Raw genomic sequence first — 24,637 nt, 5'->3', positions numbered from 1 at the left:
GATCCAAAAAAATACTCGAGAAGGAGTGGTGTGAATTGCTTTTGAAGGAAGAAAGAAATGTATTAGTGGATTATGGCAAAAAACTCATAACAGCCGGACTTACCAAAGGGACGGGAGGAAACATCAGCGTTTTTAATAAAAGAGAAGGTTTAATGGCCATCTCTCCCAGCGGGATGGATTATTTCGAGACTAAGCCTGAGGATATCGTTTTAATGAATCTTGAAGGCAAAGTAGTCGATGGCTTTAGAAAACCATCGAGCGAATGGAGGATGCATCTGATTTTCTATCAGAACAGAGAGGACGTAAAAGCTGTAGTCCATACGCACTCCATGTTTGCCACTACCATAGCAACCTTGCGTTGGGATGTGCCTCCCGCCAGTTACCTTATAGCCTATGCAGGAAAGAAGGTCCCCTGTGCACCCTACGCTACCTTCGGCACCCAGGAGATAGCTGACGCTGCGTATAATACGATGGGCAAAGAATACAACGCCGTTCTGTTGGCTAATCATGGCCTTATAGCCGTTGGCCCCGATATGCCCTCTGCCTTCGGTATCGCAGAGATAATTGAGATGGTTTGCGAAATCTACTATAGGGCCAAGTGCGTTGGTGAACCGACGATACTCTCCGATGATGAGATGGATCTGATGTTGGAAAAGTTTAAGACCTATGGGCAGAAGTGAGTGATGCGAGATGAAGTTTCTAGTTGTAGGAGATGGCTTCGTAAAAAGCTTTCTCTTCGTAGATGTGTTTAGGAAGTATTTTCCCGATGCGGAATTTGTCGAACACGAAGTCCCTTGGCCCAACGAACCATTTTACGATACCGATGAAGTAAAAGAGTGTTCTGGCACCCCTGATGAGCTGATGCCTCTAGTCAAGGATGCAGATGTCTTAGTAGTCGATACGGCGCCCGTTACCGAAGCTTTATTACAAGCTGCTTCAAAACTAAAGGCAGTTGCGTGTACACGGGGAGGTCCCGTCAACGTCAACATAAAAGCTTGTACCTCAATGAAAATTCCGCTTTTCAATAGTCCCGGCAGAAACGAATCGGCAGTGGTCGAATTTACTGTTGGCGCAACGCTGGCTTTGATGAAAAACATGGCTTTAGGACACTATGAGTTAAAACGTGGGATATGGAGGGGCGACCTATATCTTTACGACAAGGTCGGCCCGGAACTTTCCGATCTTACTGTCGGCATAGTGGGCTACGGAAAAGTAGGGCGTAACGTCGCAAAGATGTTTTCCCTATTTGGATGCCAAGTTTTAGTTTACGATCCCTATGTAACGCCTTCAATTATTGAAGAAGAAGGACACAAAAGCACAAGTTTTGAGGAGCTTTTGAAGACGGCAGATGTGGTCAGTTTGCATGTCAGGCTTTCCCCCGAGACGGAGAAGATGATGGATGGAAGTAAATTTAACTTGATGAAGTCCACTTCTTATTTCGTCAACACGGCAAGAGGCGGCATAGTGGATTACGATGCCCTCTACGAAGCTTTGGCGAAGGGGAAAATAAAGGGTGCCGCTTTAGATGTGTTTGATCCCGAACCGCTGCCCCCCGATCATCCTTTGACGAAGCTGGATAACGTCCTGTTGACGCCCCACATCGCAGGGGCGTCGCAAAAAAGTGCGATCAGGGGCATTGAAACGGTCGCCGGATCGCTTTATTTGTATTTTGATAAGGGAGAGCTAAAAAATTGCGTCAATAAAGAAATATTTAGCTGATTCGCTTGATCTTTAGTGAAAACCGAGTGAGGAGGGATAGGGATGAAAAAGTTTTTGATAGGGATCGATGCGGGCACATCTATGGTCAAAAGCGTGGTTTTTGACGAAGAGGGCAATGAGCTGGCAGTGGCTAGGCAAAGGACTGCTGTGTTAAACCCAAGGCCAAATTGGGACGAACAGGATATGAACGAAGTATGGGAAGCCGTAGTCAAAACTATTAAAGAGGCCGTCACAAAAAGCGGCGTCCCCGGCAAACAGGTATGCGCCATGGGAGTGACGGGACAAGGAGATGGGTGTTGGCTCATTGACGAAAAGGGCAATCCGGTGCGTCCTGCCATTTTATGGTCAGACGGAAGAGCGGGAGATTTAATTGCAAGATGGCAAGCAGAGGGCATAAGCGATAAGGCCTATAAGATTTTGGGCTCCGTTCTTTTTTCTGGGGTTCAGGCTGCAATAATTAAATGGCTCGACGAAAACGAACCGGAGTCTTTGACAAGATCGCGATGGGCCTTGTACTGCAAGGATTGGCTAAAGTACAAATTAACCGGTGAAATCACTACAGATGAGACCGACGGATGTGTTCCGCATTTTGATATAGCTAAACGCAGATATTCGGAAGAATTGTTGAAGATGTACGGGACCTTAAAGTATGAATATTTACTTCCCCCTGTAAAAGCTCCCCTTGAAAATCATGCACCCCTTAGCCAAGAGGCGGCTTCGCTTCTAGGGCTTCCGTCGGGCATACCGGTAATAGGAGGACCCTTCGATGTGATCGCCACGGCTACCGGCGTGGGTGCTATACACCCTGGCGATGCCTGCTCCATAATTGGTACCACATGCTTTAACGAGGTAGTAATGGACGGTCCTTATATAGAGCCGATGAACGTTGGATTTACAATGTGTCACGGATTTTCCGGACTGTGGGTGAGGGCCATGGGAGTCATGATGGGAACGCCCAACCTCGATTGGATTTTGGCGCAGGTGGGGAGGCCCTACGAAGAGGAAGCCGCAGAAAGAGGTATGTCCTTCTACGATGTGATAGAAGAGCACGTGAAAAAGCTTGAGATAGGAGCCGGAGGAGTGGTATATCATCCCTACCTTAGCGCTAGCGGCGAAAGAGCCCCCTTTGTCAAGCCCACTGCCAGAGCCCAGTTTTTCGGGATCACCGCTACTCACAATAGAGACAATCTTGTAAGAGCGGTATATGAGGGCGTGGGATTTTCAATGATGGACTGTTATCAATACATCCCCATGAAGGTAAATCGAGTAAGGATATCGGGGGGCGGTGCCCAAAGTGCCTTTTGGTGTCAGCTTCTATCGGACATGACCGGGCTTCCCCTGGAAGTGCCTAAAGGTTCCGAGTTCGGAGCCAAGGGTACGGCTTTAGTCGCAGGGATAGCTGTCGGTTTATACAAAGATATCGAGGATGCCGTCAATAAAACAGTCCAATTAGAGAGACAATACCAGCCAGATGTGGAGAAGACGAAACGGGCAAGGGCCTTTTATACGTTGTATCGACGGTTGTATGAACACGTGTGGGACGATTGGGATCTTTTGCAGGACATACTGACACAACGTTTCTAACCTTGAAATTATTTGTCAAAGGGACAAAAGGGGATATCTCAAGTGCCTTTCCTTTTGTCCCTTCAAAAATAGCGAGATCGCATGAATGTATGAATGAAGCGATGAGAAAATATATAACAAGAATTACTTGGCAGAAATATATACAAAAAGATGGTGTTAGAGCTCTTGCCATCGGAGTGTTTTCATACTGCTTGAAATATTGCCCACGGTGAGGTTCTGTGATGCTATGGAAGTTCGTTTTAAGGGAGTTTTGTCGATATTCTAACCATTCGACACCTTTTTGTATATAAAAGCTAGACCAATAGAGAGGAGAGATAACCGTGTGTGATACTTGGGTGGCTTTAAGAGATGCAACAGCTTCGGGCAGTGTAATATTTGGGAAAAACAGCGACCGTCCTTTTTTCGATTGTCAACCCCTAGTTCTTCATTCTAGCCGTGAGTGGCCAAGGGGTAGCGCCATACAATTAGAATATATTTCAATTCCACAGGTTGATATGACCTTAACAACCTTGGGCTCGAGCCCTTATTGGTGTTGGGGATATGAAGAGGGGATAAACGAGTATGGTGTTGTGATTGGCAATGAAGCCATATTTACCAAAGGGTTTAGGGATTCAGCTAAAAAGTACCAGATTGGCAAAGGGCCCGATCTTGGTTTGACGGGGATGGATATTGTACGTTTAGCATTAGAAAGGGCTATAAGTGCAGAAGAAGCTATTTATGTGATAGGAAAATTGGTGGAAGAGCATGGCCAGTTCGGTTCCGGCGTTCCTTCCCAGGATCATGTTCAGGGAGGTTATGATAATTCCTATATAGTTGCAGATAGAAAAGAAGCATGGATTGTAGAGACAGTCGGTAAAAGATGGGTGGCCAGAAGGGTTATTGGCGGGATTGCTTCGATATCTAATGAGCCATCGATAAGAAATCATTGGGATGCAGGTTCATCGGATATCGTGGACTATGCTATTATGATGAAGTGGTGGCCTGAAAAGTTAAGAGGATCTTTTGATTTTGCCAGGGCGTATATCGATGATATGAATTCAAGACAGGTTTCACACATTAGGGCACAAAGAAGCAGAGATATACTTAAACAGAGTTATGGCAGGATCGATTTATCTGTCATGAAGACAATAGCGAGAGATCACTATGAGGGAACATTTTTAGAAGGTCCATATTTTGACGCAGCTGATCCAGATTTCCAGAGTATATGTATGCATGTTTCTCCTACTGGATTTACGTGGGGCAATACTTCAAGTTCCTGTGTTGCTGTGCTTCCTAAAAATGACGATGATATACCTGTTTTTTGGTGGGCTCCGGGACCTCCCTGCAATAGCTGTTATGTCCCCTTTTTCGTGGACGGATCGGCGTTGCCAGAAACTGTAAGCGAGGCAGGTTCTTTTGGAAAGGTATTAACTCCTCCTGTCAGTGCGACCGAAGACAGTTTTTCCCCTAAGTCCTATTGGTGGCTTTTTAGAAGGTTGATGGACCTTACTAAAGGAGATCCAATAGCGAGCTTGCCAGGATATTACGACGAAAGAAATCCTGTTGTGCGATCGTATTTCGACGAATTAGAGTCTTCTTTTGAGCAGGAAGTACCCGAAATAATTGAAAGAGCACAACGAATTGGTGGCAACGACAAGAAGGGCAGAGCCGAAATCTTTGATCAGTTTACAGCCCAATGTGTGAAGAGAGTGGTAAGTGTATTGGAAAAACTACTACATAATTTTTCATCATGATGTCATGGCTTGCGGATAAATATTAAATAATATGAAATAGTTCTAAAAAGCGCTCAGGAGGCTTTTGGAAGTTAATTGTAGAGAAAGATATTTGGCTATAAAGAAAGCCAAACAAGGGCAGACCAAGTCCTTTGGATATGTTATGGGGCGTGTTTCTAGAATCTTACAGGAATTTGACACTGTCATTGTATAAAAGAACTTTTGGAAGAGGAAAATGATAAGTTATAATTAAATATAGCAATTAAGATAATGTTAGCGATTTCTAGAGAGACGATAAGATGGCGAGTTATGGTTCCTATGAATGGTGGAATGAGATAGTCGAGCTGGAAAAACTCAAAGATCTGGTAGACAGATTTGCCGCGGCTATGCATGTTGGTGCCGTGATAGCTGCTACTGACGGAACTGCGCTGACGATACCCAGCAATTTTTGTGCCTTTTGTCGGAGGCTTCGCTCTCACCCCGAAGGTAGGTGCGGTTGCGAAAAAAGCGATGCTTGGGGAGGTCTACATGCCCTAGATTCGGGAGGTCCTCTGGTTTATCGATGCCATTGCGGGTTGATCGATATGGCAAGTCCGCTCATGATCGAAGGTAGATTGGTAGGCACGTTATTGTGCGGCCAGGTGTTACTCAGGCCCTATACAGAGGAGGAGGTTCGCAGCGAAATAGCTCCCCTTTGGCCATGTAGCGCCGATGAATTGGACGATTGGGTCAATGATTTTTTGGCTCTTCCCGTTGTAGACGAGTCAACCGTAATGAATGCCATGAATCTCTTAAATGTCATGGCTTCTCACGTCGTAGAGTTATGCGAGCGCCATTTGATAGAAAGCAAGCTGCTGCACAGGACTATGGAGTTGGTCACAGCTCAGCGCGACAAGGAGATGCTTGAAAGGAACTTGAAAATGACTCAGCTCAAGGCCCTCCAAAACCAGTTAAACCCTCATTTTATGTTTAATACTTTAAATATCATGTCTCGCTTGGCAATGTTCGAAGGAGCTCCTCAAACACAAGAACTTACTGTCCAATTCGCTGACTATTTAAGATATATACTGAAAAGGCAATCCAGGGAAGAAATGGTCCCCCTTTCAAGCGAGATCGAGTGCCTGAAACAGTATTTAGCCATACAAAAGGTCAGATTTGGCGATCGTTTTTCATATATTTTAGACATAGAGCCTGAGGCTTTATCGTGCAAGATTCCCTTTTTAATACTTCAACCAATAGTTGAAAATGCCGTTGTTCATGGGATCGAGCCTTCTCTCAAACCGGGATTGGTTTGCATAAGCGCCAAGATTGAGAATAAGAAACTGGAGATCACCATAGAGGACAACGGAGTCGGTTGTTCCTTGGACGAAATATCCGAGGGCGTGGGTATTTCCCATGTTAAAGAGAGGCTTAAATTACTTTACGGAAGAGAGGCATTATTCGATATATGGAGCGAACCAGAAGTCGGTACGAAAGTAAGTCTAAGCTTACCATCTGTGGAGGATTAGGTCATGTCCAGGAAAATACTCGTCGTTGAGGATGAGCCGCTGGAAAGACGCGCACTGGTCGAAAGGCTCAAATCTTTTCCTGTCTACTTGGAATTGGACGAGGCTTCTAATACGGTGGATTTTGAAAATAAGGTACGTTCGTGGAATCCTGACGTGGTTTTGCTCGATATAAAGGTTCCCGGCGGAAACACTTTGACATCACTGGGAAAGCTGCGAAGCGAAGGTTTTCAGGGCAAGGTTATAATTGTGACTGCCTACGATTTTTTCGAATACGCCCAGCAGGCTGTGGGGCTAAACGTAAATGCTTTTTTGGTAAAACCGATCAAGGATGAAGCTCTTTGCGACGCCATAGGCAAAGCGATAGATGAAATAAAGGAAGCCAACAGAACGTCCCAACAACTGTTGAGGCTGAAAAAGTTTATATTGGATAACAAGAACTTCGTGGCATCCCTGATGATGCAGAGCATAATTAACGGCGAAGAGATTACCGAGGGGCTCAAAAACGTGGCTAGGGAAGTTGGATTTTTACCTACAAGGGAGTTGCATGTCTTTGGAGTGGTAGCTTTGGGTACATCAGATGTAGAGGAGAACCAGTGGCCTCAGCTGACCCTTTTGGGAGAACTTCAAAGAACCTTGGGGGAGTCTGTTTTTTTGGTACCCTGGGTTCATTACATAACTCTCATATTTTTTAATGCTCCCTTGGAAAGTCCTGAGACAGTTGCGTATAAAGTTTTCGACATGGCTTTACAAAACGATATCCATTGCAATATCGTTTATATGGGGAAAATCAGAGATTTAAACGAAATTTCGGAGATTCTACCCAGTTTGGAAGAGACGCTGGAAGAAAGCATTTTAGAGGGTTTTGGGAACTTCATATACGGGCAACTTAAGCCCAAAGTGGAAAAGGTAAAAACGGATGCCGGCCAAATTGATTTCAACGAATCATTTTCGGTCGTTTTGGAAGGTATAAGAGATGGGCAATTGCAACTTGTAAACGAGGGAGTCAACAGGTTGTTCTCTCTTTTATCTCAATGTGAAGTAACAAGGGCCAACGTAGAAGTTGTAAGATTGCTGTTTGGAGGCTATTTAGGTCAAATATGTCAGTTGCTTTTAGATCTGAAATGCGACGAAGAGGCTATCAAGACTTGGGCCAGAAGGCAGGTTAGGGATATGATGATACCGGTCAGGAGCCTCGTCGACCTAAAAAACATGTTTTTTATCTCCCTCGAAGAGGCGTGGAGGGTCAGGCAGAGTGTAAAAGATCCGGAATTGGTATTGATTCAAAAGGCCTTAACGTACATTGAGGAAAATTTGGGCGAGGCTAATTTATCCAAAGTTGCCCAACACGTATATGTTAGCCCCAGCCATTTGAGCAGGATGTTCGGAAGGGTCTTGAACAAGAGGTTTATTGATGTCATAAAAGAAAAGCGCATAGAACGCGCTAAGAAATTACTTGCAATGGGATACAACGTCACCGAGACAGCTTCCGCTGTGGGATATGAAAATATCGCTTACTTCAGCACCCTCTTTAAGGAAATGGTTGGTTATTCCCCAAGTGAATACAAGAAATCACTTCCCTTTTTAAAAGATGGCACCTGATGCCGGATGAATTGTTTTTTCAGTAATAGAAATATGAGCAAGAAAACAAAAGTTTAGTAAAAGGACCTGAGGAAGAGCATCTCAGGTCCTTTGTCGTATGCGCTAGCACAAAATTTGATCAAAAATGAGTTATTTGCTTTTAATGCAATATTATTGCTTTCCTAGTTTACTAATACATGGTATAGGGGGTGCTCAAGTGGAGGGTAGCGAACGTTTAAGAGTTATCCAGGAATACGTCCCCGGCAAACAAGTCACTTTGGCGCATATTATAAGAAATCCAAAGGGAGACCTTTGTCAGAAAGTGGGTATCGACAGGGCTGGAGCGATAGGCATCATGACAATTACCCCCGGCGAGGGTGCCATAATAGCCGCCGACATAGCGAGTAAATCCTCTGCCGTAAACGTGGAGTTTGTGGATAGATTCACGGGTTGTGTCATCCTTACGGGCGAAGTTGCCTCCGTGGAAAATGCCCTAAGCACAGCTGTTAATTCCCTCAAGGATGCGCTTGGATTTTTTCCTGCCGAGGTCACCTTTACATAATGTGTGTCATGGTTATCGGGCCGTCAGGTGCCGGCAAGACAACGCTGTTGAAGGCCTTAAAGTTGCTGGAAGATGAAGGGCCCCTTCGCAAAACGCCCTTTTTTCAATTTTCCGGGAAGGCAATTGATACGCCCGGTGAATTTTTTGATCTACCTCGTTTTTATCATGCATTAATTACGGTTTCTTCGCGTTCACAAATAATACTCCTTTTAATTGACCCCACAAATTTAAGACAGTTTCCCTCCCGCTTTACTAAGTCTCTGAGGTCTAAGGTCATCGGGGTTATAAGCAAAGCGGATTTAGTCGATGAAGATCGGATAAAAATTGCAAAAAAGTTTTTGGCGGAAGCGGGAGTTGAGGAGGTGGTTTGCGTCTCTGCCTTAACAGGAGAAGGGATAGCTGCTTTAAAGCAAAAAATTGAAAAGTTCATCAGGAGGTGTGCAAGACCGTGAATGGAGAAGCGTTGGGAATGATCGAAACAAAGGGACTGGTCGGAGCCATCGAGGCTGCCGATGCAATGGTCAAAGCAGCGAACGTCAGACTTATCGGCTACGAGAAAATTGGTTCGGGCCTGGTTACCGTAATGGTTCGCGGTGACGTTGGAGCGGTGAAGGCAGCGGTTGATGCGGGAGCGGCCTCGGCGAAACGTGTAGGCGAGATAGTTTCGGTTCACGTCATTCCAAGGCCACACAGTGATACCGAGAAGCTTTTGCCTAAACTGGGCTAAGCCACCTTGTGGAGGTGTGATTGATGGAACAGGATATCATGCAAAAGGTCATGGACGAAGTTATGAAACGCCTCGGAAGCGGCAGCACTGTCGTAACCCCCGAGAAGGCTGCGCAAGAAAAGGAGAAGTGTGAAACGCCAAATGTAAGCGTACAGAGCGTCGTTGGCGTTACCGAATACGTCGGCATCTCCGAGGGCGACACCATAGGCCTGGTCGTGGCCAACGTTGAGCCTATGCTTCAGGAAAAGTTGGGCATAGACAAAAAATTCAGATCCGTGGGGATCTTTTCGGCCAGAACAGGTGCAGGGCCTCAAATAATGGCTGCCGATGAGGCGGTAAAAGCTACCAATACCGAGATAGTGTCCTTAGAGCTTCCCAGGGATACCAAAGGTGGAGCCGGTCACGGATCGTTGATAATTTTCGGGGCGGAGGACGTATCCGATGCAAGGAGAGCCATTGAGGTGGCTTTGAAGGACTTGCGCCGCACCTTCGGAGATGTTTATGCGAATGACGCAGGACATCTTGAATTTCAATATACTGCCAGGGCCAGCTATGCCTGCAATAAAGCCTTCAACGCGCCTGTCGGAAGGGCCTTCGGATTAATAGTGGGAGCTCCTGCAGGCATTGGTTTCGTCATGAGCGATACGGCTTTAAAGGCCGCTGAAGTTGATTTGATCGATTATTTGTCGCCTACAAAAGGATTATCCCTTACGAACGAAGTGGTTATAACCTTCACGGGTGATTCCGGCGCCGTTCGGCAGGCTTTGATAGCGGCAAGAATGATAGGTAAAAAGCTGCTTGGCGCAATGGGTGCCGAGCCCAAATCGGTTACGACCCCTTACATTTAGGGATTGTTGAATACGGAGGGGGCGAACAAATTGGCTGAGAAGAAGAGTAAAAGATTTGAAGTACTGAACAATAGGCCGGTACATAAAGACGGTTTTATTGCCGAATGGGTGGATGTAGGACTTTATGCAATGGGAAGCCCCAAGGACCCAGTTCCGTCAATAAAGATCGAAAACGGCAAAATTACCGAAATGGATGGCAAAAAACGCGATGACTTCGACATGATAGAACAGTTCATTGCTAATTATGCTATCGATATCGAGATAGCTCCGCAAGCCATGGCAAAAAGTGATCTAGAACTGGCGAAGATGTTGGTGGATCCCAATGTATCGAGAAATGAAGTCACAAAAATCTTTCAGGGTTTGACGCCGGCCAAGATAAACAACGTAATGGACTGTTTGAACATCGTTGAAATAATGATGGGCATATCCAAAATGAGATCCCGCAAGACTCCTGCAAACCAGGCTCACATCACGAGCGCAAAGGATCATCCTGTCCAGCTTGCCGCCGATGCTGCAGAAGGAGCCCTGAGGGGATTTGTGGAACTGGAAACAACGGTGGGCGTGAATCGATATGCTCCTTTAAACGCGCTCTCATTGCTGATAGGTTCTCAGACTGGCAGGCCAGGGGTGCTCACCCAATGCGCTCTTGAAGAGGCCTTCGAACTGCAGATAGGAATGAGAGGGCTTACGAGTTACGCTGAAACGGTATCCGTATATGGCACCGAAAGCGTGTTCATAGACGGGGACGATACGCCTTGGTCTAAAGCTTTTTTGGCATCTGCCTATGCAAGTCGAGGGCTGAAAATGCGCTTCACCAGCGGCACCGGTTCAGAGGTTCAGATGGGTGCAGCCGAGGGGAAAAGCATGCTATATCTTGAAACCAGGTGCGTTATGATAACCAAAGGCGCCGGAGTGCAGGGTCTGCAGAATGGCTCTATCTCCTGCATAGGAGTTCCCGGAGCCGTTCCAAGCGGTTTAAGGGCCGTTGCGGCAGAAAACTTGATCACCGTTACGCTTGATATGGAAGTTGCTTCAGGTAACGACCAGACCTTCTCGCATTCGGACTTGAGACGAACTGCACGCACCATACCTCAGCTTTTCTCTGGGACAGATCTCATCTTCTCCGGTTATTCAGCCGTACCCAATTACGACAACATGTTTGCCGGTTCCAACTGGGATATTGAGGATATGGACGATTATCTGGCTATTCAGCGTGATTTCAAGGTCGATGGCGGTAATAAGCCTGTCTCCGAAGAAGAAGTAGTCGCTGTCCGCAATAAGGCTGCAAGAGCGCTCCAGGCCGTTTACGATGCGCTGGGATTTCCGCCTATAACCGATGCCGAAGTCGAAGCTGCAACTTATGCTAACGGCAGCAAAGATTTGCCGGACAGAAACGTGACTGAGGACTTGAGGGCGGCGGAAAGGCTTTTGAACGAGGGTATAAACGGCATTGACATTGTTAAAATACTAGCTCAAAGGGGTTTCAGAGATATAGCTGAAGCTATCGTAATGATGATGCGCCAGCGGGTTTCCGGAGACTATTTGCAGACATCTGCATGGATAGACAGCGATGGTACAGTTTACAGTGCCGTCAACGACCCCAACGATTACCAGGGCCCTGGCACGGGCTACAGGATATCTGAAGAGCGTTGGAAGGAAATAAAGGAAATCCCCTGGGCGATAAGGCCCGAGGACGTATAGGGAGGGGAAGACAATGCAGGTCAACGAAGAATTGATTAAAAAGGTAATAGCGGAAGTTTTACAAGAAGTAATGGGAGAGCAGGGCAAGATGTCTTCCCCCACGGCCACTCTGCCTCAAAGGGGAGGGAAAATGACTTTAGTGGAGGTTGGTGTAGCTAAGAAGGGGACCGATCCAAAGGAAGTGGTAGTTGCCATCCCTCCGGCCTTTGGAACCGTGTTTACCGAAACGATAGTGGGAGTCCCTCATAGCGAGGTTTTGAGGCAGGTCTTTGCAGGTATTGAAGAAGAAGGTCTTAATACAAGACTTGTGCGCGTATATCACACTGCCGATGTGGGGTTCATAGCTCACCAGGGCGCTAAGTTGTCCGGTTCGGGCATAGGTATCGGTATATTGTCCAGGGGCACGACGGTCATACATCAACGGGATCTAAACCCACTGAACAATTTAGAACTTTTTCCCCAGGCACCACTTCTCGATGCCGAAGTTTTCAGGGCAATAGGCCGCAATGCGGCGAAATATGCTAAAGGAGAACACCCCACTCCGGTTCCGACAAGAAACGATCCCATGGCTCGTCCTCGTTATCAGGGTATTGCAGCACTATTACACAATAAAGAAGTGCGCTATTTAGACCGCTCCAAGTCACCGATGGAGCTTGAAGTTCGTTTCGAATAAGAGGGGGCGTTAAAGTTGGCTCAAATGCTTAATGAAGAAATGATAGCTGAACTGGTAAAAGAGGTCTTAAAGGGTATGAGTTCTTCGGGAGGAGAAGGAAAGGCCCCCACTCCAAAAGAAAGCACGGGACAGAAAGGGAGCCTTTCCGTAAAGGATTATCCCTTAGGTTCCAAAAAGCCCGACACCATAAAGAGTCCAAGGGGCAATGCCTTTAGTGAACTCACCTTAGATGCTGTCTTGCAGGGCAAGGCTACCTTTGAGGACTTTCGAATTGCTCCGGAAGCCTTGTTGATGCAGGCGGAAATAGCAGAGTCGGCCGGAAGGCGTCAGGTGGCATCAAATTTAAGAAGAGCTGCCGAATTGACGAAAGTGCCCGATGATAGGGTGTTGGAGATCTATAACGCCCTAAGACCACATAGATCGACCAAGGAAGAACTCATGGCAATTGCCGATGAGCTTGAGAACAAATATAACGCAACGGCATGTGCCACCTTCGTTAGAGAAGCGGTCTCTGTTTACGAACGACGTAAACTTTTACGTGGCGATATACCGGAATAGCGGCACAGTTAAAAAGGAGGGTCTTCAGTGCCTATTATTGCTGGCGTTGACATAGGAAATGCTACTACTGAAGTGGCCCTTGCGCGAGTGGAAGATGGCTCGGTGGACTTTATCTCTTCCTCTACTGCCTATACTACGGGAATAAAGGGAACATTGCAGAACGTAACCGGCGTTCGCCGAGCTCTGTCTCTTGCTTTGGAGCAAGCGGGATGGCCACATGAAGATTTCAAAAGGATCGACATAATTCGATTGAACAAGGCAGCTCCTGTGATCGGAGACGTTGCAATGGAGACTATTACCGAAACGATCATTACCGAGTCAACGATGATTGGTCATAATCCATCGACGCCGGGCGGAGTTGGGATTGGCGTTGGAAGGACGATATCGATTTACGATCTCGAAAAGACGAAGCCTGAAGATCCTGTGGTAGTTGTCATTCCAGAAAGCGTTAGTTTTGAAGAGGCTGCAAACATGATCAATCTAGCCTTATCTCGTGGAATAGCCGTCAATGGGGTTATTTGCCAGTCAGACGACGGAGTGCTTATAGCAAACCGGATCAATAAAACTATTCCTATTGTCGACGAAGTCAAGGCAATCGATCGTGTTCCTTTGGGTATGCAGTGCTGTGTGGAGGTAGCTCCTCCGGGAAGATCTGTGGAACTTTTGTCCAATCCTTACGGTATTGCAACTATTTTTGGTTTGTCTTCCGATGAAACTCGTCAGATCGTTCCCGTTGCCAAGGCCCTAATAGGCAACAGGTCAGCCGTTGTGATACGGACACCCTTGGGCGAGGTGAAGGAAAGGCGTATTCCAGCCGGAGAGCTGTATATCCTAGGCCCAACGGGCAAGAGGAGCATCAACATTGACGAAGGCGCCAAGGCGATCATGGAAATTGTTGATGCTAATTGGCCCATTACTGATATTTTTGGCCAACCAGGCACCAACGTTGGGGGAATGATGGAGCGGGTTCGTAAGACCATGTCGGAATTGACGGGTTTGCCTCTGGGGGAGATACACATCAAAGATCTATTGGCAGTCGATACAATGGTTCCCCAGAGAGTCGTGGGAGGCTTGGCAGAGGAATTTGCAATGGAAACCGGAGTGGCTTTGGCCGTAATGGTAGAAGCCCAGGAGCTGCCAATGCAAAAATTGGCCTCTGCAATAGAGTCCGATATGGGCGTAAAAGTCGAAATCGGAGGGGTTGAGGCCGAAATGGCAGTTTTGGGAGCATTGACCACTCCCGGAACGGATGCTCCTCTGGCGGTCTTGGATTTGGGTGCTGGCAGCACCGATGCCTCACTGCTCCGCTCTAATAGTCAGGTAGAACTAATTCATCTGGCGGGCGCGGGTAACATGGTTAACACCATAATTTCCAGCGAATTGGGCATAGATGATATGGAGTTAGTCGAGAACATTAAAGAACATCCTCTATGCAAGGTCGAAAGCGTTTTCCACGTCCGCCTCGAGGATGGAACGGTGAGGTTTTTTGAAAAGCCTCTGGCTCCCGAGCTATTCGGTAGAGTTGCCTTGATGATAAAAGAGGACTTTTTAAGTCCGATTTTGTTGGATACATCTATCGAAAAGATCAGGGATGTAAGGAGGAAGGCAAAGAAAGAGGTCTTCGTGACAAATGCTTTAAGGGCTTTAAAGCGTGTCGCCCCGGCACAAAATATACGTCTCATAGATTTTGTGGTGCTCGTCGGAGGTTCTGCCCTGGATTTCGAAATTCCAAGCATGATCACGGAAGAATTGGCCAAGTATTCCGTCGTTGCCGGGAGAGGGAATATCAGGGGTAGTTTAGGGCCGCGCAATGCTGTGGCGACCGGTCTTGTTCTATCGAGCGCTGGGAGGAAGGCTTTATGACTTGGTGCGGTAGATTGGGCGAGATGAAAGAGGAACGACCCACGATTTTGCTGTTGCTTGACGAGTCCTCCAGGTCTATTGCCGGCGAGGTGGGTATCGGTGCCGAAGAAGAGGGGGTTCCTCTGGCATGGGATGTCATGGAGGGAGATGCCAAAAAGCTCGCATGGGAAGCAGCAAATCGATCCCGTTTGCGGGTCGGAATAGGCGTTACTCAAGAAGGGTGTGCCTTAACCTTAGCAAATCTCGATCCGGGGAAGCCATTGATTTATCACGAGGACGGAGGAGCGCTTCGTTGGTTGGGGCAGGCAGCAGCACGTTTGGTCAAAGGCCTTCCCCTGCCCCCAATGCCTCAATTAGCCAAGAGCACTTTCAATAAGGGTAAGGCCCGCGGACAAGCGAGCGAACAAGAGGTTGCTGCAGTAATCGCTAAAGTTTTGCGACAAATGGGTTTGACTTAGGAAAGGGGGATCCCCAGTGTGCAGGATATTAAGTTAGCCTTGGGGTTCATAGAGACAATAGGGTTGGTGGCTGCCGTAGCTGCTGCAGATGCTGCTTTAAAGGCCGCAAATATTACCCTGATAGGCCGAGAAAATTCTCAAGGCGGCATGATGACAGTAAAAATTGCAGGAGACGTAAGTGCAGTGAAAGCTGCCCTATCTGCTGCTAAAGCTGCCTCCGAAGGGGTCAATCGAGTATGGTCAATTGATGTTATCCCAAGGCCCGGACGAGGAATTGGCGAGACATTGGCTTATAACAAAGCGACCTTGGGGTCAGAGGAGTGGCTTGATTCGCTTCTTCCTAGCAAAAAGGCGGAAAAGAGCGAGCCAATCGTTTCAGATGAAAGAGAGACTGAGGACGAAGCAGATCGGACTACACCTCCGAAGCATGATGAAGAATTAAAAGCCGAAGCTACCGAAGTTGAAGAAGATTTTATAAAACCGGAGCAGGACAGAAGGAAGAGATCAAGCAAAACAAGTTCAAAGAAGACGCAGAAAAGGGGCAGTCGAAACGTAAATGTAAATAACAAGGGAGGGGAAGCTCATGACTCAGGAAGCCCTGGGAATGATCGAAACTAGAGGGCTTATCGGTGCTATAGAGGCAGCGGATGCCATGGTAAAAGCTGCAAATGTCCATTTGGCGGGACAGAGGTTTTCAGGAGCTGGCTTGGTGACCGTCATGGTGAGAGGTGATGTTGGAGCGGTAAAAGCAGCTGTCGATGCAGGAGTGGCCGCTGCATCGAGAGTAGGAGAAGTCGTGTCGTCCCATGTCATCCCAAGACCGCATACAGATACCGAGGGCATATTACCCCATGAAGAGGCTCCCAAGACCGAGCCTGTTGATGTGCAAAGGGATTAGTTTAATTGCTTTGCAAAGAGAAAATGCTATCTAAGAGGATGTGTTAATTATGGATGAGGCTCTGGTGAGGGAGGTTGTCCGTAGATTATTGGACAGGCTTGACTCGGATCCGACGCAGGTTGTAGCCGGAGTTAGCAATCGTCATATTCATCTTACGGAAGTGGATGTCAAGATTTTGTTTGGTGAAGATTATATGTTGACCAAAGTCCGCGATCTTCGTCAGCCGGGGCAATATGCATGTAAGGAGACGGTTACTTTGGCCACAGCGGGCGGGGTATTGGAAAACGTCCGCATTTTGGGGCCTACCAGGAAAAACACGCAGGTTGAGATGGCGCCTTCGGATGCTAGAAAGTTGCATATCGACATACCTCTGGTTAAGAGCGGGTCATCTCAACCCTGCCCTCCCCTTGTCGTAATCGGACCAAATGGGCACATAGTTTTAAAGAAAGGCGTAGGCATGGCTTGGCGTCATATGCACCTTTCTCCCTCAGAAGCAGAAACCCTTGGCCTAAAAGACGGCCTGGAGGTAGACGTGGAGGTGGGGGGAGATCGGGGGCTCATTTTCAAAAGGGTGTGGGTTAGAGTAGGTCCAAATATGGTGAGCGAGTTTCATGTGGACATAGATGAGGCAAATGCCTGTGGCTTGAAAACAGGCGATTACGTGAGGGTTTTGGTATGACTTACGGAAATCAAAGCGTCTTGCATGGTGATTTAATCGACGAAAATGTCCTAGGTAAGCTTGCATCTATCGATCAAGCCTTAGACTGCAGCGAGCCTTTGGCAGATTGGGAGGAGCTTTATCTCGGCTTCGATCTGGGCACCACTAACATGAAGCTTGTCGCATTGAATGAGCGGGGTCAGCCTGTTACCGCTGCTTTATACGACTCCCGTTCTTCCATACGCGATGGCGTAATAGTGGATTATATCGCCGCCATCGATGGCATGGAACATTGCCTGATGACATTGAGAGAGCGTTTGGGAGTCGATGAATTTCCCGGAGTGGGCGCATCGGCCTACCCGCCGGGGATTTCCAGAAGGACTGCCGAAGTGTGTGCTAATGTGGTAGAGGCCTTGGGATTTTCATGCCTCGGCCTCTACGAAGAACCCGTGGTTGCGGCGGTGGCTTTGGGTTTAAAAAGGGGAGCAATAATAGATATAGGCGGAGGCACGACGGGCATAGCTGTGATTTCAGATGATGAAGTGGTGTATTCTGCTGACGAGCCAACAGGGGGTACCCATGTAACGTTAGTTATTGCCGGCGCTTTGGGCATATCCTTCGATGAAGCCGAAAGATTAAAACGTGACGTAAATTCCCACAAAAAAGTCTTTAATATAGTTCGTCCCGTATTTGAAAAGATGGGTTTGATTGCAAAGGACCATCTTACCAAAAGCGGCTTTCTCGGGAGAGTGCCGGTCGTAGTCGTTGGCGGTGGAGCAAATATGCAAGGTGCCTCGGAAGTTATATCTAAGGTATTAGGAGTTGAGGCTACCTTGGCTCCATATCCATTGGTTGTGACCCCTAGCGGAATTGCTGAATGCCTGTGGAGGCGATGTCATGGGGGATATTGTAAGTAACGTACGCGATATCGTGATGAAAAGGGTATTTATGCCCAGGGTAGGGGTTCTATGGTCTTCGGAAGGACCCAAAATGTATCAATGGCAATCATGTGACGAGGTGACATGGGTACATTATGTGCCAGAGAATTTTTCCGAGGTGTTTAAAGTCAACAATAATCCCTGTTATTTCGTGGAATCCCTGGAAGACCCGCGGCGTGAATCTGCTACGTTATCGGCCTTGGCGATACCGATGGCCTCCATGCAGCTGATTTCCGAAATATATTTGGGAATCCCCTATTCTGCTGCCGGGTTGCTCGTCGATGGTTGTCTTGAAAAGGGCATGCCGATCGTGCTCCATATTGGCTCCGTCAAATGTCATCCGGAAACGACTGCGGCGAAGAAAGGCACCTTTGAAGATATTTTATTGAAACTTTCCAAAAAGGGCATAGCTGTAATTGCTGGCGATGAATTCGTTACAAAAGAAGGTACGGTCAGCAAAACCTTGTATGTCGAAGAGGAAGGCTGGATAAGTTGGTGTGAAATAGCAGATCGTCTGTCAGGCGTTTGTAGAGTGCTTTTGGGCAAGAAGGCTCGTTTGACCGATGAGGCTTTGGACAGACTCCGGTCTCTCGGAATTAAAGTGGAGGAGAGATGACGATGGCCCTTCAATGGGAGCTCATAATTGCACCCTCCCCTTCATGTAAGAGGATTTTGATGAACCGAATTATGAAAAGTATGCCTGTAGATCAAGAGGAGCTGCTCAACAGAGTGAAGTGGGGCGCAGTTTTGCTATTGCAGGGAATGATAGCACAGACGATAGCTGCTGTAGATATAGCCACTGACATCGCTTCAGTAGAGGCATTTGAGGTAATGGGAAATTGTCCTCAGCACATGCCGGCTGTAGCTATTGTCGGATCTGTGGGCGAAGTGGAAAGGGCTCTTGAAGCTTTAAAGAGTGGGGGTAAATTGCTGTGAAGCTGGGCAAGGTGATAGGTCAAATTGTTTCGACCCGTAAAGATGAAAGGCTTGTAGGCCATAAATTGCTGCTTGTTCAATTTCTGGAACCGACAAAGGATGGAAAACTTGCGATTGCCCGTAGCGACGGTCGCGTCGAAGTTTCCGTTGATCTTGTGGGCGCAGGTGTGGGAGAGACGGTCCTTCTCTGTTCGGGCAGCTCGGCCAGAAACGCTACCGGAGTAATAAATGCTCCAATTGACTACGCCATCGTGGGAATTATCGATACCGTTGACGTGTTTTACGACGAATAGGTGCAGGAGCCGTAGAGGGTTATGGTGAGAATATATACCAAAAGGGGCGACTTGGGAGAAACGTCTCTCTACGATGGTACCAAGGTCAGAAAAGACGATCCAAGGATCATCTTAAACGGCACCTTGGATGAAGTGACCTGTGCTTTGGGAATCGCTAGATCAAAGGCACCTTCTAAGGTTTCGAATTGGATTGCAGAACTTCAGGCTGAATTGATAGAGGTCATGGCTTACATTGCTCGCGGGAAGGCCGATAAAGGAAAGGTGTCGTCAACCGAACTGGAAAGACGTATCGATCATCTTATCAGTGAATACCCTTTTTATAATAAATTCGTTCTTCCCGGAGACGATGAAACAAGCGCAGCTCTTCACCTTGCGAGGGCCTTTGCAAGAAGGGCCGAAAGAGTGGGCCTTAAGTCCCTTGAGTCCAATTTAATCGGCGAAGAGACCTATAGATATCTGAATAGGCTTTCCGATTATATATATGCCCTGGCTGTTTCGGCTTACTGGGAGAGCGCTATAAGAAAAATTACAAAATTGGTGGTGACCAAAATGAACAAAGGCATAAGTGGCCTTGATGCACAGAGGGCGCGCGAACTGATAAATGAGGGGCGCAGAAAGGCACAAGAGATAGGAGTTCCGATGGCCATGGCAGTTTGTGATTCTTACGGTTTTTTGATCGCTTTCGAGAGAATGGAGGGCGTTCTTCAAGTCAGTCTGGGTCTTGCGCCCAAAAAAGCCTCTACCGCCATAAAGCTGAAGATGTCCACTGAGGCATTGTCTCGCTTAGTGCAACCGGGCAAGGATCTTTACGGTCTTCAAAATGACCCCGAGCTGGTGGTATTCGGTGGGGGTCTGCTGCTGAAGGATGGTGCGGAGATTGTAGGTGCAGTTGGAGTAAGCGGAGGATCTGTTGAGCAAGATGTAAGCGTTGCCGAAGCCATGGTCAGAGCGTGGGAGCGTTAGGGGGGGTCTTTATGGAATCAGTTCGGGTAGATGATCTTGTTAAAAAAATTGTCGAGAAGGTAACGAAGGAACTGGCTCAGGAGGCCAAAGGTCGAACTTCTGTTGGGGAAATCGTAGGAGCTGCCGTCGAAGCCCAAAGGGCATGGCAATGGGATTACAACCTCGATGCTCGAACTAAAATCCTATCGGCGATCAAGTCGAAGCTCCTGCCCCACGCTGAAGAGCTGGCCAAGCTTGCGCGAGACGATACGGATATGGGCCGTTTAGATGATAAGATATTAAAGAAAAAACTTGCAATTACCAAAACGCCAGGACCCGAATACTTCACTACCAAGGCAATATCAGGAGACAACGGCCTTATACTGGAGGAGTTGGCTCCCTTCGGAGTCATTGCCTCGATAACGCCCTCCACCAATCCGGTCGCTACCGTAATAAACAATACTATCTGCATGTTGTCGGGAGGCAACGGGGTAGTATTCTCACCCCACCCAGGTGCATTGCGTTGTACCTTAAGAACCGTAGAGCTGATCAGAGACATTTTGGCCGAGGAAGGGGCGCCAGTCGAGGTGGTGTCGGTATTGAGCGATGCGTCGCTGGATAGCTTAAAGGAGTTAATGTTCCATCCGGACATTAAGCTGATATCGGCCACAGGAGGCCCCGGAGTGGTAAAGGCAGCCCTTTCTTCAGGCAAGCCTGCCATAGGAGCAGGCCCAGGTAACCCTCCGGTCCTGGTCGACGAGACGGCGCATCTCGAAAAAGCTGCTAAAGACATAATCGCCGGTGCTTCCTTCGACAACAACCTTCCATGCATCGCGGAAAAGGAACTGATAGCCGTCAATTGTATCGCCGACGAGCTGAAAGATCTAATGTGCCATAACGGGGCGTACGAATTAAAGGATCGATCGAAGATAGACGCTTTGGTCGACCTGGTGTTGACAAAGGATCACAAGATAAAAAAGGATATGGTTGGCAAAAATGCCTCAGTATACTTGGAAAAGTTGGGCATTACCCCTCCTCCCAATGTGCGGCTTATATTAGTCGAATGTGACGAAAGACATCCCTTCGTCCAGGAAGAGCTCATGATGCCAATACTTGCCATGGTAAGGGTTGCCGATTTCAAAGAGGGACTGGCCATGGCAAAGCGCGTAGAACACGGCTTCAAGCATTCTGCCATAATCCACAGCACCAACATAGACAACATGAGCGACATGGCAAAGGTAATGGAGACGTCGATGTTCGTCAAAAATGCACCCTCATTTGCATCTATAGGCGTTGGAGGCGATTGCCCCACGGCATTTACTATAGGAACGACCACCGGAGATGGCCCGACTACGCCGCTGTCCTTCTGCAGGCTGCGCCGTTGCGTCCTTCACGGAGCGTTTCGCATAGTTTAGGCGGGCGAAACCTATGACTAAGGATGAATTGACAGAGCTTGTAAGAAATGCAGGTGTTGTGGGAGCTGGAGGAGCGGGATTCCCCACACATGTGAAGCTTCAGGCTACAGATATAGATACCTACGTCATAAACGGCGCTGAATGCGAGCCGCTCCTTTACGTAGATCAGACCTTGATGTTAAATTGGGCCTCCTATTTGATAGCTGCATCTCAGGCTATATCGTCTGCCATTGGGTGTAAGGTCGTTTTTGGGGTAAAACAAAAACATGGCGACTGCATAAACGCCTTGCAGGTTGCAGGAGGCGATGTATGCGTTTTAGGCGATTACTACCCGGCCGGAGATGAGGTTATCCTGCTTCACGAGTGCGTTGGCCGTATTGTCCCTGAGGGTGGTTTGCCCCTCCATGTGGGTGCCATCGTAAACAACGTAGAGACGCTTTACAATATAGGTCGGGCTTTAGAGGGAAAACCCGTAACTCATAGCTTCGTTCAGGTCGGAGGAGCGGTCAGTTCGCCAGGTGTATGGAGCGTCCCCCTTGGAGTGGAGGCCTCAAGGTTGGTCGAGGCTGCCGGGGGTCCGACCATTGATGAGCCCGTGTTTGTGGACGGTGGCCCAATGATGGGGCAATATCACAAAGATGCAAATTTCCCCGTCACCAAGATGACAAAGGCCATATTGGTACTGCCATCAAACTCCGCCTTTGCAAGATACGAGAACATGCCGGTCAGCGTAATGCTTAGGCAGGCTCGTGTGGCCTGTTGCCAATGTAACGAGTGTACCATGGTTTGTTCTCGCTATCTTATAGGCTACGACCTTCGTCCCCATAAGATTATGCAGGCCATGGCTTATGAATCCATGAGATTGCCTGAAATAGTCCAGTCGGCCATGCTTTGTTCGGAATGCAATTTGTGCAGCGGCCTTTATGCATGTCCCATGCACCTTTCCCCAAGGCGGGTAAATCAGGTGATAAAGGGAGCCATGAGGCAACAGGGGGTAAAGCCACAGTTCGAGAAAAAGGCGATATATCCTAGAGCAGAAAGGCCCTTCAGGTTGGTCCCGACCAAGAGATTGATGTCGCGTCTGGGTTTGGACACATACGACGTACATCTTCCCTTTAACGGCGAGTTTGTGGCTGAAAGGGTGAAGATACCTCTTAAACAACATACCGGTGCACCCTCTGTTCCCGTCGTGTCGTTGCATGATGAGGTTCAGGAGGGAGATTTGATAGCCAAGCTGCCGGATAATGCCTTGGGAGCTAACGTCCATGCCTCTATCAGCGGCTTGGTCGAGGAGATAACTTCGGAATATATTGCAATTAGGGCTTCAAGCCTGTAGGGGGATGGTTGTCATGGAAAGGGCTATAGGAACTTTCGAGCTTATTAGCGTAGCCAGGGGTGTAGCGACGGTTGATGCTATGCTTAAGGCTGCAAACGTGAAACTTTTTCATGCCTCGCCAATATGCCCCGGTAAATACCTGATCGTGGTATGGGGACAGGTGGGTGCCGTCAGAAACGCCTTAAACGCAGGAAAGCAAGTGGCGGAGGAGATGTTGACAGACGAGATGCTGCTTCCAAACGTTCACCCTTCCGTCTTTCCTGCCCTGGCATGCACTACAGAGGTGGGCGATATGGGAGCATTGGGCGTGGTAGAAGCGTTGGCTGCTCCCTGCATCATAGAGGCAGCAGATGCGGCTGCCAAGGCTGCTAAGGTAGTTTTGATAGAGATCAGGTTGGGAAGGGGCATGGGGGCTAAGTCCTTCTTCTCCATGGGAGGAGATATTTCTGAGGTCAAGACGGCCCTTACGGTCGCCAAAGAGTTGGTCGCAAGCAAGGGTTTGCTTGTGGATACCTCTTTTATCCCCAATCCCCATCCCGACCTGAAGGGTGCAGTTTTGTAACCTATTTAAACTTATAAGGAGGAATTGAGATGGCCAGAATAATGATAGCCCCGGGCAGGTATGTCCAGGGGGCAGGGGCAATGAACGAGGTCGGAAAGCACGTAGCATTGCTTGGCAAAAAGGCACTGGTGCTTGGCGGAAAACGAGGGCTAGATTCCGTTAGGGATGCCATGAAGAAAAGTTTTTCCGAAAACGGCATAGAATATTTTGAAGAGCACTTTGGCGGGGAATGCTGCGACCAGGAAATCGACAGGCTAACGGCGATTGCCAAGCAAAGCGGTGCTGACGTTATAGTTGGCGTTGGCGGAGGAAAGGCGCTCGATACCGCCAAGGCCGTTGCCGAGTACATGAAGGTCCCCGTGGCCTCAATACCCACCATAGCAGCAACGGACGCTCCTTGCAGTGCGCTGGCCGTCATCTATACACCTGAAGGCGTATTTGAAAGGTATTTTGTCCTTCCTCATAATCCCAATTTGGTGTTGGTAGATACCAATATAATTGCTAAAGCCCCAACCCGCTTGCTCGTATCCGGCATGGGAGACGCCTTAGCTACGTGGTTTGAGGCAGAAGCGTGCAGCTTCACGAAAGCCCCTAACATGCCAGGAGGCGAGGGGACTGCCGCAGCACTGGCCTTGGCTAAACTCTGTTACGAATTGTTATTGGAATACGGCTTGGATGCCAAGATCGCCTGCGAAGCCCATGCCGTGACTCCTGCATTGGAAAAGATCGTCGAAGCCAATACCCTGCTTTCCGGCTTGGGGTTTGAAAGCAGCGGGCTTGCCGCCGCTCATGCGGTCCACGACGGCATGACAGTCCTGGAAGAGACGCATAAATCCTATCATGGGGAGAAGGTATCCTTTGGTACGTTGACGCAGTTGGTGCTTCAGGACGCAGATCCTGACACCATATATGAGGTGCTGGATTTCGCATGCTCAATTGGTCTTCCGGTAACGCTAAAGCAGCTTGGGCTCAAGGAGGTAAGCTATGAGAAATTGTTCCCGGCTGCTGAAGCTGCCTGTGCGGAAGGCACCACGATGGCAAATATGCCGTTCAAAGTGACCCCCGATATGGTCGTAAATGCCATGTTGGGCGCCGATGCATTGGGAAGGGCCTTTTTAGAGGAGTAAAAAGATATTAGCCTCATCATAAGTTGTTCAAGTTGCAGTAA

The 24,637-nt window shown here is 48.1% G+C and carries 27 protein-coding genes; all 27 read left to right on the top strand.

The window, feature by feature from the left end; genetic code table 11:
• Window positions 1–35 precede the first annotated feature (35 nt).
• A complete protein-coding gene (locus tag BLU12_RS07310) occupies window positions 36–680 on the top strand; it encodes an L-fuculose-phosphate aldolase (RefSeq protein ID WP_091461716.1) in 645 nt (214 codons plus the stop codon).
• Between the two features lie 10 nt (window positions 681–690).
• Window positions 691–1,719, top strand: a complete 1,029-nt coding sequence (locus BLU12_RS07305) for a 2-hydroxyacid dehydrogenase (RefSeq protein WP_009201849.1) — start codon at window positions 691–693, stop codon at window positions 1,717–1,719.
• Window positions 1,720–1,761: 42 nt separating this feature from the next.
• Complete coding sequence (locus tag BLU12_RS07300; protein WP_009201848.1) at window positions 1,762–3,303, top strand: FGGY-family carbohydrate kinase; 1,542 nt, start codon at window positions 1,762–1,764, stop codon at window positions 3,301–3,303.
• 320 nt (window positions 3,304–3,623) lie between these two features.
• The gene (locus BLU12_RS07295; RefSeq protein WP_040348281.1) at window positions 3,624–5,036 is read left to right on the top strand and encodes a C69 family dipeptidase; all 1,413 of its coding nucleotides are present in this window, start codon (window positions 3,624–3,626) and stop codon (window positions 5,034–5,036) included.
• A gap of 278 nt (window positions 5,037–5,314) precedes the next feature.
• Window positions 5,315–6,523 (top strand): PocR ligand-binding domain-containing protein, encoded by a 1,209-nt coding sequence (locus tag BLU12_RS07290; RefSeq protein ID WP_009201845.1) that lies wholly within the window; start codon window positions 5,315–5,317, stop codon window positions 6,521–6,523.
• 3 nt (window positions 6,524–6,526) lie between these two features.
• Complete coding sequence (locus BLU12_RS07285) at window positions 6,527–8,122, top strand: helix-turn-helix domain-containing protein (RefSeq protein WP_009201844.1); 1,596 nt, start codon at window positions 6,527–6,529, stop codon at window positions 8,120–8,122.
• A gap of 196 nt (window positions 8,123–8,318) precedes the next feature.
• Entirely contained in the window at window positions 8,319–8,663 is a 345-nt protein-coding gene (locus tag BLU12_RS07280) for a BMC domain-containing protein (protein ID WP_040348279.1), read from the top strand.
• Entirely contained in the window at window positions 8,663–9,115 is a 453-nt protein-coding gene (locus BLU12_RS07275; protein WP_091461713.1) for a EutP/PduV family microcompartment system protein, read from the top strand. Before BLU12_RS07280 ends, BLU12_RS07275 begins: the two co-directional genes overlap by 1 nt.
• Window positions 9,112–9,390, top strand: a complete 279-nt coding sequence (locus BLU12_RS07270) for a BMC domain-containing protein (protein ID WP_009201841.1) — start codon at window positions 9,112–9,114, stop codon at window positions 9,388–9,390. Before BLU12_RS07275 ends, BLU12_RS07270 begins: the two co-directional genes overlap by 4 nt.
• A gap of 23 nt (window positions 9,391–9,413) precedes the next feature.
• Complete coding sequence (gene pduB, locus BLU12_RS07265; RefSeq protein ID WP_091461711.1) at window positions 9,414–10,238, top strand: propanediol utilization microcompartment protein PduB; 825 nt, start codon at window positions 9,414–9,416, stop codon at window positions 10,236–10,238.
• A 30-nt stretch (window positions 10,239–10,268) separates the two neighbouring features.
• Complete coding sequence (locus BLU12_RS07260; protein ID WP_091461710.1) at window positions 10,269–11,939, top strand: propanediol/glycerol family dehydratase large subunit; 1,671 nt, start codon at window positions 10,269–10,271, stop codon at window positions 11,937–11,939.
• Between the two features lie 13 nt (window positions 11,940–11,952).
• Window positions 11,953–12,612 (top strand): propanediol/glycerol family dehydratase medium subunit, encoded by a 660-nt coding sequence (locus tag BLU12_RS07255; RefSeq protein ID WP_091461708.1) that lies wholly within the window; start codon window positions 11,953–11,955, stop codon window positions 12,610–12,612.
• A gap of 24 nt (window positions 12,613–12,636) precedes the next feature.
• A complete protein-coding gene (locus tag BLU12_RS07250; protein WP_091461785.1) occupies window positions 12,637–13,170 on the top strand; it encodes a diol dehydratase small subunit in 534 nt (177 codons plus the stop codon).
• Window positions 13,171–13,197: 27 nt separating this feature from the next.
• Window positions 13,198–15,033, top strand: coding sequence for a diol dehydratase reactivase subunit alpha (locus BLU12_RS07245; protein WP_091461706.1), 1,836 nt, complete (start codon window positions 13,198–13,200; stop codon window positions 15,031–15,033).
• Window positions 15,030–15,491: a glycerol dehydratase reactivase beta/small subunit family protein gene (locus BLU12_RS07240; protein ID WP_091461705.1), complete on the top strand. Its 462-nt coding sequence runs from the start codon at window positions 15,030–15,032 to the stop codon at window positions 15,489–15,491. The genes BLU12_RS07245 and BLU12_RS07240 overlap by 4 nt, the downstream gene beginning before the upstream one ends.
• Before the next feature lie 18 nt (window positions 15,492–15,509).
• Window positions 15,510–16,109: a BMC domain-containing protein gene (locus BLU12_RS10220; RefSeq protein ID WP_091461703.1), complete on the top strand. Its 600-nt coding sequence runs from the start codon at window positions 15,510–15,512 to the stop codon at window positions 16,107–16,109.
• Entirely contained in the window at window positions 16,075–16,389 is a 315-nt protein-coding gene (locus BLU12_RS07230; RefSeq protein ID WP_091461701.1) for a BMC domain-containing protein, read from the top strand. Before BLU12_RS10220 ends, BLU12_RS07230 begins: the two co-directional genes overlap by 35 nt.
• A gap of 49 nt (window positions 16,390–16,438) precedes the next feature.
• The gene (locus BLU12_RS07225; RefSeq protein ID WP_091461700.1) at window positions 16,439–17,068 is read left to right on the top strand and encodes a PduL/EutD family phosphate acyltransferase; all 630 of its coding nucleotides are present in this window, start codon (window positions 16,439–16,441) and stop codon (window positions 17,066–17,068) included.
• A complete protein-coding gene (gene eutJ / locus BLU12_RS07220) occupies window positions 17,065–17,964 on the top strand; it encodes an ethanolamine utilization protein EutJ (RefSeq protein ID WP_091461698.1) in 900 nt (299 codons plus the stop codon). Before BLU12_RS07225 ends, eutJ begins: the two co-directional genes overlap by 4 nt.
• Window positions 17,945–18,601, top strand: a complete 657-nt coding sequence (locus BLU12_RS07215; protein ID WP_091461697.1) for a hypothetical protein — start codon at window positions 17,945–17,947, stop codon at window positions 18,599–18,601. Before eutJ ends, BLU12_RS07215 begins: the two co-directional genes overlap by 20 nt.
• A gap of 2 nt (window positions 18,602–18,603) precedes the next feature.
• A complete protein-coding gene (locus BLU12_RS07210; protein ID WP_234945541.1) occupies window positions 18,604–18,921 on the top strand; it encodes a hypothetical protein in 318 nt (105 codons plus the stop codon).
• On the top strand, window positions 18,918–19,214 hold the full coding sequence (locus BLU12_RS07205) for a EutN/CcmL family microcompartment protein (protein ID WP_091461693.1): 297 nt from the start codon (window positions 18,918–18,920) through the stop codon (window positions 19,212–19,214). The genes BLU12_RS07210 and BLU12_RS07205 overlap by 4 nt, the downstream gene beginning before the upstream one ends.
• Before the next feature lie 21 nt (window positions 19,215–19,235).
• Window positions 19,236–20,177: a cob(I)yrinic acid a,c-diamide adenosyltransferase gene (locus tag BLU12_RS07200; RefSeq protein ID WP_091461691.1), complete on the top strand. Its 942-nt coding sequence runs from the start codon at window positions 19,236–19,238 to the stop codon at window positions 20,175–20,177.
• A gap of 11 nt (window positions 20,178–20,188) precedes the next feature.
• Window positions 20,189–21,571: an aldehyde dehydrogenase family protein gene (locus BLU12_RS07195; protein ID WP_200778732.1), complete on the top strand. Its 1,383-nt coding sequence runs from the start codon at window positions 20,189–20,191 to the stop codon at window positions 21,569–21,571.
• Window positions 21,572–21,584: 13 nt separating this feature from the next.
• Entirely contained in the window at window positions 21,585–22,907 is a 1,323-nt protein-coding gene (locus tag BLU12_RS07190; protein WP_091461687.1) for a 4Fe-4S dicluster domain-containing protein, read from the top strand.
• 13 nt (window positions 22,908–22,920) lie between these two features.
• Window positions 22,921–23,469, top strand: coding sequence for a BMC domain-containing protein (locus tag BLU12_RS07185; RefSeq protein WP_200778731.1), 549 nt, complete (start codon window positions 22,921–22,923; stop codon window positions 23,467–23,469).
• Between the two features lie 29 nt (window positions 23,470–23,498).
• Window positions 23,499–24,596 (top strand): glycerol dehydrogenase, encoded by a 1,098-nt coding sequence (locus tag BLU12_RS07180; protein WP_091461684.1) that lies wholly within the window; start codon window positions 23,499–23,501, stop codon window positions 24,594–24,596.
• The last annotated feature ends 41 nt before the right edge of the window (window positions 24,597–24,637 follow it).

Source organism: Acetomicrobium thermoterrenum DSM 13490, from assembly GCF_900107215.1.
Classification (GTDB): domain Bacteria; phylum Synergistota; class Synergistia; order Synergistales; family Acetomicrobiaceae; genus Acetomicrobium; species Acetomicrobium thermoterrenum.
The sequence above is the reverse complement of the archived record's forward strand: the minus strand, read 5'-3'. Positions and strand labels throughout refer to the sequence as shown.

What these genes read in the sequence shown, in the direction of transcription:
- BLU12_RS07225 (WP_091461700.1), top strand. Translation starts at nt 16,439, where the DNA reads ATGGATGAGGCTCTGGTGAGGGAGGTTGTCCGTAGATTATTGGACAGG.
- BLU12_RS07290 (WP_009201845.1), top strand. Translation starts at nt 5,315, where the DNA reads ATGGCGAGTTATGGTTCCTATGAATGGTGGAATGAGATAGTCGAGCTG.
- BLU12_RS07230 (WP_091461701.1), top strand. Translation starts at nt 16,075, where the DNA reads ATGACTCAGGAAGCCCTGGGAATGATCGAAACTAGAGGGCTTATCGGT.
- BLU12_RS07305 (WP_009201849.1), top strand. Translation starts at nt 691, where the DNA reads ATGAAGTTTCTAGTTGTAGGAGATGGCTTCGTAAAAAGCTTTCTCTTC.
- BLU12_RS07200 (WP_091461691.1), top strand. Translation starts at nt 19,236, where the DNA reads ATGGTGAGAATATATACCAAAAGGGGCGACTTGGGAGAAACGTCTCTC.
- BLU12_RS07275 (WP_091461713.1), top strand. Translation starts at nt 8,663, where the DNA reads ATGTGTGTCATGGTTATCGGGCCGTCAGGTGCCGGCAAGACAACGCTG.
- eutJ (WP_091461698.1), top strand. Translation starts at nt 17,065, where the DNA reads ATGACTTACGGAAATCAAAGCGTCTTGCATGGTGATTTAATCGACGAA.
- BLU12_RS07300 (WP_009201848.1), top strand. Translation starts at nt 1,762, where the DNA reads ATGAAAAAGTTTTTGATAGGGATCGATGCGGGCACATCTATGGTCAAA.
- BLU12_RS07195 (WP_200778732.1), top strand. Translation starts at nt 20,189, where the DNA reads ATGGAATCAGTTCGGGTAGATGATCTTGTTAAAAAAATTGTCGAGAAG.
- BLU12_RS07250 (WP_091461785.1), top strand. Translation starts at nt 12,637, where the DNA reads ATGCTTAATGAAGAAATGATAGCTGAACTGGTAAAAGAGGTCTTAAAG.
- BLU12_RS07180 (WP_091461684.1), top strand. Translation starts at nt 23,499, where the DNA reads ATGGCCAGAATAATGATAGCCCCGGGCAGGTATGTCCAGGGGGCAGGG.
- BLU12_RS07285 (WP_009201844.1), top strand. Translation starts at nt 6,527, where the DNA reads ATGTCCAGGAAAATACTCGTCGTTGAGGATGAGCCGCTGGAAAGACGC.
- pduB (WP_091461711.1), top strand. Translation starts at nt 9,414, where the DNA reads ATGGAACAGGATATCATGCAAAAGGTCATGGACGAAGTTATGAAACGC.
- BLU12_RS07255 (WP_091461708.1), top strand. Translation starts at nt 11,953, where the DNA reads ATGCAGGTCAACGAAGAATTGATTAAAAAGGTAATAGCGGAAGTTTTA.
- BLU12_RS07190 (WP_091461687.1), top strand. Translation starts at nt 21,585, where the DNA reads ATGACTAAGGATGAATTGACAGAGCTTGTAAGAAATGCAGGTGTTGTG.
- BLU12_RS07240 (WP_091461705.1), top strand. Translation starts at nt 15,030, where the DNA reads ATGACTTGGTGCGGTAGATTGGGCGAGATGAAAGAGGAACGACCCACG.
- BLU12_RS07185 (WP_200778731.1), top strand. Translation starts at nt 22,921, where the DNA reads ATGGAAAGGGCTATAGGAACTTTCGAGCTTATTAGCGTAGCCAGGGGT.
- BLU12_RS07210 (WP_234945541.1), top strand. Translation starts at nt 18,604, where the DNA reads ATGGCCCTTCAATGGGAGCTCATAATTGCACCCTCCCCTTCATGTAAG.
- BLU12_RS07215 (WP_091461697.1), top strand. Translation starts at nt 17,945, where the DNA reads ATGGGGGATATTGTAAGTAACGTACGCGATATCGTGATGAAAAGGGTA.